At 63.0% G+C, this 14,006-nt stretch carries 13 protein-coding genes and 1 pseudogene; 8 read left to right on the forward strand and 6 right to left on the reverse strand.

Annotation, left to right across the window (positions count from 1 at the left end; translation table 11 throughout):
• From MMF96_RS19815 to ald, 5 genes and pseudogenes are all read right to left on the reverse strand, one after another.
• A pseudogene (locus MMF96_RS19815) lies at nucleotides 1–130 on the reverse strand (pyridoxal 5'-phosphate synthase lyase subunit PdxS); the annotation flags it as partial.
• Nucleotides 131–493: 363 nt separating this feature from the next.
• A complete protein-coding gene (locus MMF96_RS16095) occupies nucleotides 494–1,705 on the reverse strand; it encodes a M20 family metallopeptidase (protein WP_256884144.1) in 1,212 nt (403 codons plus the stop codon).
• Nucleotides 1,702–2,955, reverse strand: a complete 1,254-nt coding sequence (locus tag MMF96_RS16100) for a PLP-dependent aminotransferase family protein (RefSeq protein WP_176618710.1) — start codon at nucleotides 2,953–2,955, stop codon at nucleotides 1,702–1,704. Before MMF96_RS16100 ends, MMF96_RS16095 begins: the two co-directional genes overlap by 4 nt.
• A gap of 3 nt (nucleotides 2,956–2,958) precedes the next feature.
• Complete coding sequence (locus MMF96_RS16105; RefSeq protein ID WP_256884159.1) at nucleotides 2,959–4,167, reverse strand: M24 family metallopeptidase; 1,209 nt, start codon at nucleotides 4,165–4,167, stop codon at nucleotides 2,959–2,961.
• 126 nt (nucleotides 4,168–4,293) lie between these two features.
• Nucleotides 4,294–5,412 carry an alanine dehydrogenase gene (ald, locus tag MMF96_RS16110; RefSeq protein ID WP_256884145.1) on the reverse strand — a complete coding sequence of 373 codons (1,119 nt, stop codon included), beginning with the start codon at nucleotides 5,410–5,412 and terminating at the stop codon, nucleotides 4,294–4,296.
• A gap of 347 nt (nucleotides 5,413–5,759) precedes the next feature.
• Here ald and ehuB point away from each other — a divergent pair, with 347 nt between their 5' ends.
• The 4 genes from ehuB to ehuA are packed head-to-tail and all read left to right on the forward strand — an operon-like array spanning nucleotide 5,760 to nucleotide 8,882.
• Nucleotides 5,760–6,647, forward strand: a complete 888-nt coding sequence (gene ehuB, locus MMF96_RS16115) for an ectoine/hydroxyectoine ABC transporter substrate-binding protein EhuB (protein ID WP_176618560.1) — start codon at nucleotides 5,760–5,762, stop codon at nucleotides 6,645–6,647.
• A 30-nt stretch (nucleotides 6,648–6,677) separates the two neighbouring features.
• Nucleotides 6,678–7,379, forward strand: a complete 702-nt coding sequence (gene ehuC, locus MMF96_RS16120; protein ID WP_176618561.1) for an ectoine/hydroxyectoine ABC transporter permease subunit EhuC — start codon at nucleotides 6,678–6,680, stop codon at nucleotides 7,377–7,379.
• Nucleotides 7,376–8,032 carry an ectoine/hydroxyectoine ABC transporter permease subunit EhuD gene (gene ehuD, locus MMF96_RS16125; protein ID WP_176618562.1) on the forward strand — a complete coding sequence of 219 codons (657 nt, stop codon included), beginning with the start codon at nucleotides 7,376–7,378 and terminating at the stop codon, nucleotides 8,030–8,032. Before ehuC ends, ehuD begins: the two co-directional genes overlap by 4 nt.
• Complete coding sequence (gene ehuA / locus MMF96_RS16130; RefSeq protein WP_256128113.1) at nucleotides 8,016–8,882, forward strand: ectoine/hydroxyectoine ABC transporter ATP-binding protein EhuA; 867 nt, start codon at nucleotides 8,016–8,018, stop codon at nucleotides 8,880–8,882. Before ehuD ends, ehuA begins: the two co-directional genes overlap by 17 nt.
• Before the next feature lie 748 nt (nucleotides 8,883–9,630).
• On the opposite strand, the gene MMF96_RS16135 is transcribed toward ehuA, so the two are convergent.
• A complete protein-coding gene (locus tag MMF96_RS16135; protein ID WP_256884146.1) occupies nucleotides 9,631–9,969 on the reverse strand; it encodes a MerR family transcriptional regulator in 339 nt (112 codons plus the stop codon).
• Nucleotides 9,970–10,164: 195 nt separating this feature from the next.
• Between MMF96_RS16135 and MMF96_RS16140 the strand changes: the two genes are divergently transcribed.
• The 4 genes from MMF96_RS16140 (at nucleotide 10,165) to MMF96_RS16155 (ending at nucleotide 14,003) form a co-directional block, all read left to right on the forward strand.
• Complete coding sequence (locus tag MMF96_RS16140) at nucleotides 10,165–10,587, forward strand: Hsp20/alpha crystallin family protein (protein ID WP_256884147.1); 423 nt, start codon at nucleotides 10,165–10,167, stop codon at nucleotides 10,585–10,587.
• Nucleotides 10,588–10,827: 240 nt separating this feature from the next.
• Nucleotides 10,828–11,190, forward strand: a complete 363-nt coding sequence (locus MMF96_RS16145; RefSeq protein ID WP_176618565.1) for a J domain-containing protein — start codon at nucleotides 10,828–10,830, stop codon at nucleotides 11,188–11,190.
• 12 nt (nucleotides 11,191–11,202) lie between these two features.
• Complete coding sequence (locus MMF96_RS16150) at nucleotides 11,203–11,577, forward strand: hypothetical protein (protein ID WP_176618566.1); 375 nt, start codon at nucleotides 11,203–11,205, stop codon at nucleotides 11,575–11,577.
• Nucleotides 11,578–13,460: 1,883 nt separating this feature from the next.
• Nucleotides 13,461–14,003, forward strand: coding sequence for a PadR family transcriptional regulator (locus MMF96_RS16155; protein WP_176618572.1), 543 nt, complete (start codon nucleotides 13,461–13,463; stop codon nucleotides 14,001–14,003).
• Nucleotides 14,004–14,006: the final 3 nt, after the last annotated feature.

Genomic DNA, 14,006 nt, shown 5'->3' on the forward strand with positions numbered 1-14,006 from the left:
CAAGGGCCATGACGGCCACTGCGCCGGCATCCTCGGCAATCTTGGCCTGCTCGACGTTGACAACGTCCATGATGACGCCGCCCTTGAGCATTTCAGCCATTCCGCGCTTGACGCGGCTGCTGCCGGTTATGGGACTGGGCGTCGTGTTGGAGCCAAGTTCAGTTGTTGCCACGAGTACATCCTTCGGTGAAAGACTGACAGTAGTGACCAAAGGCCGGTCACGTTTTCAGGTCCAGGTTCCACCACTTGACCCCTTGTCCATCGACAAGAAGTCAAGTGCCGGTGATGACCTCTGTTCTTCAAAGAGCCAGGACCGAGCTCGTTATATTTGGGTTGTTGTCACGGACGCGTCGTCCTTCTGTCTAGGGCGAGCAACGTGGATCATTCCATGCCTCATTTGTATGGTCTGGCGGCTTGCGTATTGCTTCCGGCGCAAACCCACTTGGCCGGCAGGGCCCGGACCGCTGAAGCAGAATGCGCAGCCGGGCGGAGACTAGGCATTGCTGTGTCGAAGGCACATCAGGGTATAGGCGCGTGCAGCCGCGGTTAGTTCTGCGATGCTGACGGATTCGTTGACTTGATGAGCCTGGTCGTTGAGGCCACCGGGACCCATCACGATCGTGGCTACCCCAAGATCCCGGGCGATGAAGCCACCGTCGCAGGCGGCGGTCCATCCGCCTATCGGGCTTGTCCACCCAGTGTCCGCCAGCGCCGAAACCGAGTTTGCCACGAGAGGATGCGATGTCTCGGTGCGGAACCCCGGCATATCCATGGTTACCTTTGCGTCGACGGAAATTCCATTGGAATCGATGCCGGCCTCACTGATTTGCACGCGGAGCTTGTCGAGGATCAGGTGTGCATCTTCATTCGGCATGAGCCGGCGATCGAGGGATAAGGTGCATTCGGCCGCCACCATTGACGTTCCGGTGCCGCCCCTGACAATGCCGGTGTTCCAACTCCCGGCTCCCAGCAACGGGTCTTGGTCGTCTTGCAGGCGGTCATGGTCGGCGCGGATCAGCTCCAAGATTTTGGCCGCGGCATCGATGGCGTTTCGCCCATCCGCCGGCCGGCCCGAGTGGGCAGACTTTCCGGTCACGGATATCTGAATGTAGCTGTCCCCGCGGCAACCAATGACCGTTTCCAAATCAGTGGGTTCTGCCACGACGCAGGCGGAATAGGACATGGCCAAGCCAGGAGGCGCCGTCTGGCTGGCCAAGGCGGCGTTGGTGTAGGCCCTGATACCTAGTCCCAGATCCTCCTCATCCACCGTGCAGGCCAAGGCGACGTTACCGGGCAGGTGGACTCCTCCTTCTTTCAGGGCCTTCAGGGCAACGGCTACGGCCGCCAGCCCTCCCTTCATGTCCGTGGAGCCCCGTCCGTAGAGCCGCCCATCGCGGATGAACGGCTCAAACGGCGGACATTCCCAACCGTCCCCGACGGGGACGACGTCAGAATGACCGAGAAACATGAACCCGGGCAAGCTCCCACCCGGCAGAACGGCCGTGAAATTTGGCCGGCCCGGAGCAATGGCCTGTGTTTGGGTTTCGAGCCCGGCGCTGCAGCAGAACTCATGGAGGACTGCAACCGTGGCCTCCTCGGTACCGCCGGGATTCTCCCCGCCTGCAGCGATCAGCGCGGAGGTGAGCGAAACAAGTTCGGACTCGGAAATCAGCCCCAGAATGCGTTCTTCCTGTGGCGTGATCACGCGCCGTACCCGACTCTCATGCCGGCGAGTTCCCGGTCCACTGCCCGCCGGAGCCTTACTATGCCTTCTTCGGCCCGTTCGGGGGTGGTGGTTGCAAAGCAGAGCCGCAGGGCGTCGTCGAACTTTCCGCTTGCGGACAGGGCGGGCCCGGGGATGAAGGCGACACCCTCCGCCAGGGCCGTCTCGAATAGCCTGCGGGTGGAGATCCGCGCATCTTCACCCTGTAGCGTGAGCCAGAGGAAGAAGCCGCCTTCGGGATCGGTGGTGGTGACCCTGCCGCCCAAGTGGCGGCGAAGGCTTTCCTGCATGGCGTCCTTGCGGCGCTTGTACTCCGTGCGCAGGCCGGCGAGGTGACCGTCCAGGCCGCCGCGTCGGATGAACTCCGCAATAATGTGCTGGGCAGGAACGTTTGCGCACGTGTCCATGGCCTGCTTGGCATTGATGACGAGCTGGCGCAACGCTGGGTCTGTGTCCACCCAGCCCACACGCAGGCCGGGTGCCAGGATCTTGGAGAACGTCCGAACGGAGAAGAGCAGCGGATCCCCGGGGCTCAGGGCCTGTAGCGAGGGCAGGTCCTGGCCTTCGAAACGCAACAGACCGTAGGGGTCATCGTCAATGATGACCGAATTCCATCGGTGCGCCAGCTCCAGAAGCTGGTGGCGGCGGGGCAGCGAAAGGGTCGTTCCGGAGGGGTTCTGAAAGTTCGGAATGGTGTAGATCGCCTTGGGTGTGCGGCCTGTGGCGGCTACCAGCTCGGGAAGTGCCTCTACGATCAGGCCGTTCTCGTCCATGGGTGCCTCGAGCAGTTCGGCGCCGTAGCTCAATGCCGTGGCGCTGCCGTTGGTATACGTCGGGCTTTCCACGATCACCAGGTCGCCGGGGTTGATGAAGATCTTGCACGCCAAATCAAGGCCCTGCATGCCGCCGGCGGTAATGGTGATCCGTTCCTCGGAGGTGGGCTCCGAAGTCCCGGCCAGGTAGCCAACGAGGGCCTTCAGCAGCACAGGTTCGCCCTCGGTGGCGCCGTAGGTCATGGAACTGTGGTCGATGACCGTGTCGGCGATGTCGCGGAACTCGGCCAGCGGCACTGCTTCATCTGCCGGTGAACCCATGGCGAAGCGGACTATGTCGTGGCTCTGTGCAGCCAACAGGGAAGTGCTGGAATCAATGACCGACCCGACGAGGTCGGCTGCACGGTCAGCCAGTGGCAGGGTGGCACGGGATCGGGTGTCAAAGCGATTAGCAGTCATGGCCTAGGCGCCTTTCTGGATGAGTTCACGGGGGAAGCTGGTAAAGGTTTCCACGCCGTCGGCGGTGACGCGGATCGATTCGGAGAGTTCGTAGCCATAGTTCTCCATCCACATACCTCCGATTATGTGGAACGTCATGTTTTCCGAGAGAACTGATTCATCCTCGGAACGGACGGAAATGGTGCGCTCGCCCCAGTCTGGCGGATAACCGATGCCAATCGAGTAACCAATGCGGGACGGCTTTTCGAGGCCATACTTGGCAAGCGTCCAGTTCCAGGTTCGGGCCAGTTCGCGGACGGGAACACCCGGCCGTACCTCGTCCAGCACCGCGTTCAGGCCGTCTGCGACGGCATCAGCAAGCTTTGCGAGGCGCTCTGGCTTCTTGCCCAAGGTCAGTGTGCGTGCCAGCGGCGTGTGGTAACGCTGGTGTGCGCCGGCTAGTTCGATGACCACGGATTGTCCCGCCTCGAAGCGGTCTTCGCTCCAGGTTAGGTGCGGGGTGTCTGCTGCCTCGCCGGTGGGGAGCATAGGTACGATTGCCGGGTAGTCCCCGCCGATCCCGCCGGTTCCCTTGATCTGGGCCTGGCTTATGGCCGCTGCGGCATCACATTGGCGGAGTCCCACGTCGATCGTGTCGACTGCAGCCTGCATCGCCACCATGCAGACCTGTGCTGCACCGCGCATGAGTTGTACTTCGGCAGGGGACTTGATGGAGCGGACCCAGTTAACCAGCTCGAAGCTGTCCACGAGAGTCCATTCGGGGATGGCATTGACGAGGGACCGGTAGGCCTTGGGAGAGAAAAAGTGGGAGTCCATTTCCAAGCCTACGCAGCCCTTGGCCGCGGGGGCAATGAGATAGCGCTCCCGGAGCGCGAAGGCCACCCAGTCGAAGGGATGTACATGCGGCCGGTGGACGTATTGTTCCGGGTACCCAATGATGCAGCCTTGCGGCAGCCAGCTCGTGCGGGTAGCCCCGCCAGCATCCATGGCCCTGGTGAAGAGGAGCATGGGTCCATCAGCGGGGACGAAGACGAGCTGGGGCGTATAAAAGGACCACGCGTTGTACCCGGTCAGATAGTAGATGTTCGACGGGTCGGTCACAAGCAGGGCCGCCAGGCCTTGCTTGGCCATCCGCCCACGGACGCCCGCAAGGCGGGCGGCATATTCTTCTTGGCTAAAGAGCAAGGAAGATACCCCTAACAAATAGTAGATTGTTTACAATGTAATTCATATGGCGGGCCTCACACAACTGACCTCCACTGACCAGCTCAGCAGCCCGCCAGTTACCGTTCAGTGACGGCGGGAGAGGGAGGTGCGGGCCCCGTCGTGATTCCCGTCCTACGCGGAGACCAGTCGGTGCCAGTCGGCGGCGAGGGGCAAGTCGTGGGCATCCGAGACTGAGCGATGCGCGACCTCGCCGGCGGCGATGTTGAGGCCGGCTGCCAGGATGGCGTCACGCTCCAAGGCTGCCTTGACGCCTAGATTGGCCAGGGCCACGGCGTAGCGGAGCGTGACATTGGTCAGGGCGTACGTGGACGTGTTCGGCACCGCGCCCGGCATGTTGGCCACGCAGTAAAAGACGGAGTTGTGCACCGTGAACGTGGGGTTTTCATGCGTCGTGGGATGGGTGTCCTCGAAGCAGCCGCCCTGGTCCACGGCGATGTCCACCAGCACCGAGCCCGGCTTCATCCTGGAAACCAGCGCATTCGTGACGAGCTTGGGCGCCTTGGCCCCGGGGATCAGCACCGAGCCGATGACCAGGTCCGCCTGCAGCAGCGCACCCTCGATCTCAAGGGTGTTGGAGGCCACGGTCTTCAGCCGTCCCTGGTATTGGGCGTCAAGCTCGCGCAAGCGGTTGATGTTGATGTCCAGGATCGTGACGTCGGCGCCGAGGCCCAAGGCCGTGACGGCGGCGTTGGTGCCGGCGACCCCGGCGCCCAAGACTACGACCTTGGCCGGGCGGACGCCCGGGACGCCGCCAAGCAGGATGCCCTTGCCGCCGGCCGGTGCGGTGAGGCACTGGGCGCCCACCTGGACGGACAGGCGCCCCGCCACCTCGGACATGGGGGCCAGCAGCGGCAGGACACGGCCCTGCTGCACGGTCTCGTAGGCGATGGCGGTGACGCCGCTCTCCATGAGCGCGTGGGTCAGCTCCGGCTCGGCCGCGAGGTGCAGATAGGTGAAGACGATCAGGCCCCTGCGGAAGCGGTGGTATTCGGCCCTGACTGGCTCCTTGACCTTCATGACCATGTCGGCTCGCATCCAGAGCTCATCGGCATCGTCCACAATCTCGGCACCGGCAACCGCGTATTCCTCGTCCGTGATGCCGGGGCCCAGGCCTGCGCCGCGCTCCACCAGTACCGTGTGGCCGTGGGTGCGGAATTCGTGCACGCCTGCGGCTGTGATTGCGACGCGGAATTCGTTGTTCTTGATCTCTTTGGGGACACCAATGATCATTTTTAGGCTCCTTGGTCGCGACCTTACGGCCGCCGTTGGGGGTGGATTACGACTGCAAATCAGCCTCGGCTGCAGGCGGGGGCGATGCCGAGAGACAGCCTTCTGGCTGGGATGCAAGCCTGACTATACGAGTGGGGGCCGGTGATGCCTCCACGGTGGCGAGGCGCGTTGTCGTAAGGCTTGACGCCCGACCCGGTAGGCGAATGAAACGATGACTCAATACAAACTACAACATTACATTCAGGTTGTTGACAATAGTACATTCGCACACTAATTTTGTGTAACACAGGTCACAGAAGATGGCTGGTGCTGACGAGGCCGGGCTAGCCCGGGCGAATGGAGTAGAGATGAACCTTTCACGCCGCAACGTCCTTCGGGGCACAGGAGTGGCTGTTCTAGGCGTCGCTGTAGGGGGGTGGGCGACAGCCTGTTCGAGTGTCGTCCCTGGTGCTACCGTCTCAGGCGGGGCGGGCAACCTGCTGGAAATCGCCAAGTCGCAGGGCTTCCTGCGCGTGGGCATTGCCAACGAACCGCCCTACACACAGGTCAACACGGACGGAACCGTCAGTGGCTGCGAGCCGGACGTGCTCCGTGCGGTTTGCCAGCGGATGGGAATCAAGGACATCCAGGGCATCATCACCCCTTACGAATCGATGATCCCCGGGCTGAATGCCAACCGCTGGGACGTCATCGCCGCCGGATTGTTCATGAAGCAGTCGCGCTGCGGGCAGGTGCTGTACTCCGAGCCCGTTATCGTATCCACTGAATCCTTCGCTACGCCCAAGGGCAACCCGAAGGGCATCACAAAAGTGGCCAATATTGTGGCTGACAAATCGCTGAGGATCGCGGTGCTGCCTGGTGGGTTCGAGGAGGGTGTACTCAAGTCCGCGAACGTCCCTGCTTCCCAGCAGGTCAAGGTGAACGACGGACGGAGCGGGATCGAAGCAGTCAAGGCCAACCGCGCGGATGCCTTCATGCTGCCCACACTGTCCCTGCGGGCGCTGGCCAAGAACGATACCAGCTTCGATGTCACTGCGGCGGTGACGGATGCACCTAAAACGGGCTCGGGGGCCGCCTTTAGGAAAACAGATGCATCGTTTCATGATGCCTACAACATCGCGCTGGCGGCGTTCAAGAAGACCAGCGGATTCTCCGACATCCTCACCAAGTGGGGCTTCGATCCGTCCGCCGTGGTCGGCGTCACCACGGAAGAGCTATGCAAGACGGCCGGATGATCAGCGTCCCACAAAAGGATAGAAGAGCCCATGTATGCAGTAATAGAATATGCGCCGCTGCTGTTGCAGGGGCTGTGGACCACCATTCTGGTAACAATTTTCAGCGGGGCGCTCTGCCTGGTGGTCGCATTCGCAGCCGGCTTGGCCCGACTCTCCACGCACAGATATCTGCGATGGCCCGCGGGCGTCTTCATTGAAGTCTTCCGTGGAACCTCGCTGCTGGTGCAGATGTTTTGGTTCTTCTTTGCCCTGCCATTCTTCGGCATCCAGCTCTTCCCGCTGACCGCAGCGGTTCTGGCACTGGGACTCAACGAGGGGGCCTACGCCGCCGAAGTTGTCCGCGGCGCCATCGCCAGCCGGGCCAAGGGCCAGACCGAGGCGTGCATTGCGCTCGGAATGGAACCGGCGCTAAGGCTGCGCCGGGTCATCATTCCACAGTCCATCCCGGCCATGCTGCCGCCCTTCGGCAACGTCATGGTGGACCTTCTGAAAAACACCTCGTTGGTTTCACTGGTGACGGTGGCGGACCTGACTTTCCGGGCCCAGATGATCCGCAGCACTACCGGACAGACGACAGCGATCTTCCTCACCATCCTGGTGATCTATTTCATTCTCTCCTACCTGCTGACGCTGCTGACCAGCTGGCTGGAACGGCGTTTCGCCCTGGACCGTAAGGCCCTAGTGGCCCAGCGCAAGGAAAACCGGTTGATCAAGGTCGGTGTTGACGCATGATCTGGGACAACCATTTTGCCATCTCGGTCATTCCACTGCTGCTGCAGGGCTTGTGGGTAACCATCGAAATTACGCTGCTGGGCACCCTGATCGCAGCTGTGCTGGGCCTGGTCTTTGCCGTCCTTCGACGGCTGGCCATTCCAGTGCTCTCGCACTTGGTCGCTTTCCTGGTGGTGTTTGTCCGGGGAACCCCGCTACTGGTGCAGGCGTACTGCGCCTTCTTTGTCCTCCCGGCCTACGGCATCAGCTTCGACGCATTCACCACGGGTGCGGTTGTTATCGGCATCAACTACAGCGCCTACATGGCCGAGGTGTATCGCAGCGGCATCCAGGGCGTGCCCGCCGGACAATGGGAGGCGGCGACCGCCCTGAGCCTGCCAGGCGTGCGGACCTGGGGGCGGATCATCCTGCCGCAGGCACTTCGGACGGTAGTCCCGATGCTGGGCAACTACCTCATCCAGATGTTCAAGGACTCTGCGGTGCTCTCCGCCATCACGGTGGTGGAACTGATGGCCGCCGCACAGGCGATCGGGAGCGCCAGCTTCCGATATCTCGAACCACTCACCCTGGCTGCCGGCCTGTTCCTGGCCATCAGCTATCCGGCCTCGCGGCTGATTAACAGATTGGAGCGGCGCTATGCGCCCCAGCATTGAGTCAACACACGTCAGTTCACCCCCTGTCCCGCAGGACACCGTCGTCGCACCGGGCCTGGCAGCTCCGGTCTCCACCGGCGTCGGGGCCGACGCGATCATCAGGTTCCAGGGCGTCAGCAAGAACTGGGGATCCAACCACGTCCTCAAGGCGCTGAATTTCGACGTCGCCGCGGGCGAAAAGGTCTCGATAATAGGTCCATCCGGATCTGGCAAGACCACCATCCTGCGCATTCTGATGACCCTCGAGACGCCGAGTGAGGGACTGGTCACGGTGGACGGCGACGTTCTTTGGAGTGTCAACGCGGGTGAAAAAGTTCGGGAAACCCGCCAGCTGCGTGAGACCCGTCGCAAGATCGGCATGGTTTTCCAGCAATTCAACCTCTTCCCGCATATGACGGCCCTGGAGAACATCATCGAGGCACCAGTCCATGTCCTTGGCATGAATAGGGCGGAGGCGCAGGAACGTGCGGCGGACCTGCTGAAGCTGGTGGGCCTGGCCAAGCACATGAACCACACACCGCCGCAGATGTCCGGCGGCCAGCAGCAGCGCGTGGCCATCGCCCGGGCCCTTGCCATGCGGCCCAAGGTGCTGCTCTTCGATGAGCCGACCTCGGCCCTGGACCCGGAATTGATCGGCGATGTACTCAACGTAATCCGCAACCTTGCCCACACCACCGACATGACAATGCTGATGGTCACTCACGAGATGCGCTTCGCCGAAGAAATCTCTGACCGTGTGGTGATGTTTGACAACGGCGGCGCAGTGGAGAGCGGACCGCCAGCCCAAATCTTCAAGAATCCCCAGCAGGAACGGACCCGGACTTTCCTCCGCGCCGTCCTGCAGCATTGAAAGATGCCCGTGTCCTTCCAGCTCCGGTGGATTGTCCGCCGTCGTCGGGCGCTTGAAAAACGCCAACGGCTCGTATGGGAAGCCTGATGTCCGAATCACTAAACCGTCTGACTGACAACTGAGCCAATCGGCTGTTGAGAACGACTGAGGCGTCCAAAGGGTCCGGGGCAGAGCGCCGAACGCCGTCCGGCGCTCAGCCCCGGCTGATTCCCGAACGGCAGGTGAGCAGGGGTCTGCACCTCCAAGGGAGGTCGGGCGAAAACCTGCAGTTCGCCACTGTCGACTTGTGCCAACGTACAACCAGCGGAACGGAACAAGCCCTCAGCCTCCCTGGTCGGTCCCTGGGCGTGGACTCGGGAATTTCGAGCAGAAAGGGTTGCCAGCCGCTTCACAGTGCCCGTTTGCAGTTGTAGATTCCCTTGAATCCTTATTGGGCGGCCCTGTCCCCGTTCTGGCGGAAAATCAGGTGGCTGGGCGCCAAAGCCTTGACCGTCGAACCGTAGTTGCCCCTTATCGTGCGAAACTGCCCACCAGGAGGACAGGAGTTCGAATCTGCTTAGATCCACCCCGAAAGCCCTCTGACCTGCGGAAACGCTGGGTTGGAGGGCTTTATGTTTGCCCCAAAACTGCGCATTTGAAATCGGTCCCGTTTGCCACGATTGCCTCGCCACGAACGTGTGGTGATCTGGTCCGTCACCGGGTCCTTAATTTTTCGCTGGCGGCCTGTGATCATCAGCCATACGGTGCTTTACCGTGGCGCAGCCGCGCCTGTGTAGTTCCGGGTTCGCCGCGGCACGGCGCCCGGGGCGGCAGCCCTGCGCGACAGTTTTGCCCGTAGGGCCCGGTTTTCCGATTCCAGGGCCAGGACAAGCCGGATGCCGGAGAGGTTTAGCCCCTGACCGAGCAGTTCCGCAATCCGTCGCAGGGTCACCAGGTCATCCTCGCTGTAGCGGCGGGTTCCCTTTTCGGTGCGCCCCGGTTCCACCAGGCCCCTGCGTTCGTAGAGCCGGAGGTTTTGCTGGCCTGTCCCGACGAGTTCTGCTGCGACGGAGATGGCGTACACGCCAGCTGCGTTTGGATTGGGCACCACGCTATTTCGCTCCCGACTTGCCTTCTCGTTTTTGAAGAATTGCCTCTTGCACAAGTATGCCTGTCGTGTTATAAAAAATCTATGTCAGCCACGATAGGTTGTGGCGGGCGTGAGAGAACTGAACAGGACATTGGGTGGCACTAAAATCTAGTGACACTCGGATCAAGTGGCTTTGTGAAGGAGTGAATAGCCATGTTGATGCGTACCGACCCGTTCCGTGAAATCGACCGGCTGGCCCAGCAGGTGCTGGGAACCGCGGCGCGACCGGCCGCCATGCCAATGGACGCATGGCGTGACGGGGACACCTTTGAGGTTGAATTTGACCTCCCGGGCGTGGGCCCGGAGTCCATCAACCTGGATGTGGAACGCAATGTGGTCACCGTGCGGGCCGAGCGTCCGGCCTTGGACGGGGAGAAGGAGATGCTCGCCGCCGAGCGGCCCCGGGGCGTGTTCAGCCGCCAGCTGGTCCTGGGCGACAATCTGGACGCGGAGAACATCCAAGCCAGTTACAACGCCGGTGTGCTGAGCCTGCGCATCCCGGTGGCCGAGCAGGCCAAGCCCCGCAAGATCGCAATCGCCACCAGCGAAGGCGACCGCCAGGCCATCGACGCCTGAGCATCCCAAACTCAAAGGCAGTTCCCGAGACCGGGAAGGCAATCCAGGGCCGTCAGGAGATGCGGGCGGTAGCCATACGGCACGCCACAGCGCCTCACGCGCAATGAAAAGCGGCCACTGGCCCATGCCCTCCCGTACCGGCGGTCCCCGGCGCCCCATGGCCGGGGACCGCTTCAACCACCAATGGACGCCTCTCCTTGGTCCATGGGGCCAGGAGGCTGAGAGGACGTGTGAGCAATCGTGTCAGGATTGCCGGACTTTTATGCTGTGCTGCACCTCGGACCCGATGCCACCGGCGCAGAAGTTGGCCGCGCCTACAGGTCGCTGATGCGCCGCCACCATCCAGACACCCGCCCGTCGCCTGCTACATCCGAGCAAGCTTGCCTCGAGCGGGAGCAGTTGACGCAGATCATGGACGCCTACACCGTCCTGGCGGACCCGGTCCAGCGGGCCCGCTATGACCGCGGCCAGCTGGCAAAAGCGGGCGCAGCGGCATCCCATCCCGGCCCTTCCAACGGGGCCCGCGTGTTCAAGCCGGGGTCACCCACGCATGGGCAGCCGCCCATCGTCGCCGGTCCGCTGCGGTGGGAACCACCCCGGTAGGAGGAACTTTCAATGAGTGCATGGCACCGCTTCGACTCCCCCTTGCTACCGGTTTTCCATGAACGCTTCGAAAAGCGTTGGGGCAAGGGCACCGGACCTTTCCTGGATCCGGAACTCCACGAAGAGCCGTTGCCCCGGGCCCAGTGGATCAACGCCGACACCGGGGCCGCATTGGCCGTTGTCCCGGTATGGTCGGACGACGACGACACCCGCCGCTGGTTTGCCGTGTTCTACCTTCCACCGGCTGGGGACATCTGGCTGCTACGCCCCGGGATAACCAATTACATCCAATCCCCGCGCCAGGACCAGATCACCTTGCGCAACGACGCCTTCAAAAAGGCTGTCGACTACGCCGAAGCCTTTATCCATGGCCCCGGCGGCCAGTAGACCCACATCCGGATCAGCGCCGGCGCTGACGCCGGCATGACGCTTGGCGGCGGATAGGCACGCCGCAAGAGCGGTCACCGCCCCACCAGCTTCCAGGCCCACTATCCGCGGAAGTACCCACGGGCTTTGGCGCCTGGTCATGGTGCTTCCAAGGTTCCCGGTGACTACTGTGCGCCAGGGAGCAGCGGTGCGCTGGCCCGGGCAGCCGTCCGGGCGCTGGTGGGCATTTCCCCCGGGCCCTCAGGGGCCTGGTCAGTTACTGCGGGACTGGCCCGGCGGGCGCTGAGGTGGGCAAGGACCGAAGCCCGGCCGCAGTGCGGGCATGTCGTTTCCCCCGGACCCGTGGGATCGGGGCATTGAATCCCGTCTCGAAAGAAATAGTCCCGCGCGTGGCCATGGCCATCCTCCACATGTTGGGCGTCATAGTCGGCCACCCAGGCATGCCCACATCCGGTGCAGGTAAAAATGAACCGTTCGACTGAAATTTCCTTAAGAATCATGGTCCTCTCCTCCCTTATCGCCCCGTCAGGTCCCGTGCGCCACGGTGGTCCCGCCTGATATGGTGTGCCGCGCCATCGCCGCCCTCTCATCCCATCATGTCACCACGACGGCAGTAAATCTATATTGTCGACCATAGGTTTGTTTTCGTTCGGGGCCTGCTGCCATCCGGCTGGGGGACTTTGCTGTTGAGCCGACGGGCTGCCCTCTCAGGATCAAGGAACGAGCCCGGCCCATCTCCCGCCCGTAAACCCCGGGCGGGCTTTTTCATGCCGCGCCAGACGCCGTTTCCTGCCCAAAAACAGGGCAAAGGCTCCGTGAAGAAAACCGGCCAGGCCACTGGTGTTGGGGGCCGAGCGTTGGTGGAATCCCAGAGGCATCCGTGGTGCCGGTACGACGGCGGCGGGCACCGTCGTTCTCCGTGGGCCAGTCGGTTGCCCAGGCCCTGAAGCGCGCCGCCAGCCCTCCGGATGCAGGGAGTCAGCGTGCTGTACCTGGCAGCTGACGCCTACGAATCAATCCCGGTGGCGTGTTTCCCGTGCACGCGGTGGCCGGCAGCGTGGGGCAGGTGTTCACCCAGGATGCCTCTATTTGCCAGGCGACGGTCACCGGTGCAGTCCCCAACGCGGGGAAGGTTCGCACCGGCCGTTCGGCTGGCGCCGGCCGCATCATGTACTACGAGGGGTTCGTTGAAAAAGCATCCAGCCTGACAAGCGGCGAAGGAGTGGCCGCGGTCCATGACGGCGGAAGCAAGGCGACATTCCCGGGCTGCGGCGTTGCGCTTGGGACGCGCGGCACGCTTGCTGTTTACCGAACCTCCAGCGGCCCGGACTCTGCCCTTGTCCTTCCGCGGTGGATAGCCGGGGGATCCTTGTCGGTGACGCGTCCCTCCGTCGTCCACTGCCCCTAAATGCCGAGAGCTGTGAGCGCGGACAAGGGACCCCTTGCGTGGGTCACGGGCGGCCAGGCCAAGGCGGACATCGGCGTCCGCTGCCTCGGTGCCATGGCCAGTGGGGTGTTCAACGCGTTCGGATCCTTGCGGGCCAGCCGGGCCCGGACACACGCCCGGACCCGTCCCCATTGGCCGACGTCGTCCGTGGCCGGCAATGCCCCACCCCTGCAATGCCCCACCCCGGCAACGCCATGCGTGGGCCGGGGTGTGGTGGATTTGTCATGTGCCGCGCCGGGGCAGGAATGTATCGTTCACTATCGCAGTCGAGGCAGCATGCCTCCGTTGGCGACTGGTCGTCGGGTCCAAATGACGGCCATGGGTCCATGAATAAAAGCAGCAGCTTTTGATTCCCCGGGCTATGGATCTTTGTCCGGGCGGGGCATATCGTTAACTATCGCTATGCATCGTTAGTGACTGACCCGAGGAGACCATGATGCACAATTCATTCCCATCCGGCGGATTTGGCGCCAACGGCCTGGACGGCATCTGGCAGGCCGTTGACGACCTGCGGTCAAGGTTTGAGAAGCGCTCCGGCACCCGGGCCGGCCGCGGCGAAGTCCGGTCGGCAGTGCTGGCGCTCCTTGCGGAGCAGCCGATGCACGGCTACCAGATCATCCATGAAATCGAGGAGCGCAGCGGCGGCAGCTGGAAGCCCAGTGCCGGCTCCGTCTACCCAACCCTGCAGCTGCTGGCCGACGAAGGGCTGATCACCGCCGAAGAGTCCAACGGCCGCAAGATCTACTCACTGACCGAGGCGGGCAGGGAGGAAGCGGCGGGCAGCGACGCGACGGCGCCGTGGGACACAACAGGTCCCACATCGGGCGGTGGGTTCGCAGCGCTGCCCAAGGCCGGCGTCGAGCTTGCCCAGGCCGTGGCCCAAGTGGGCCGCACCGGGACATCCAAGCAGGTGGAGGAGGCCGTGGCGGTGCTCCATGAGGCCCGCCGCCGGCTATACGCCATCCTCGCCCAGGACTGACAG

Source organism: Arthrobacter sp. STN4 (assembly GCF_024539665.1).
In the GTDB taxonomy this organism is placed as follows: domain Bacteria; phylum Actinomycetota; class Actinomycetes; order Actinomycetales; family Micrococcaceae; genus Specibacter.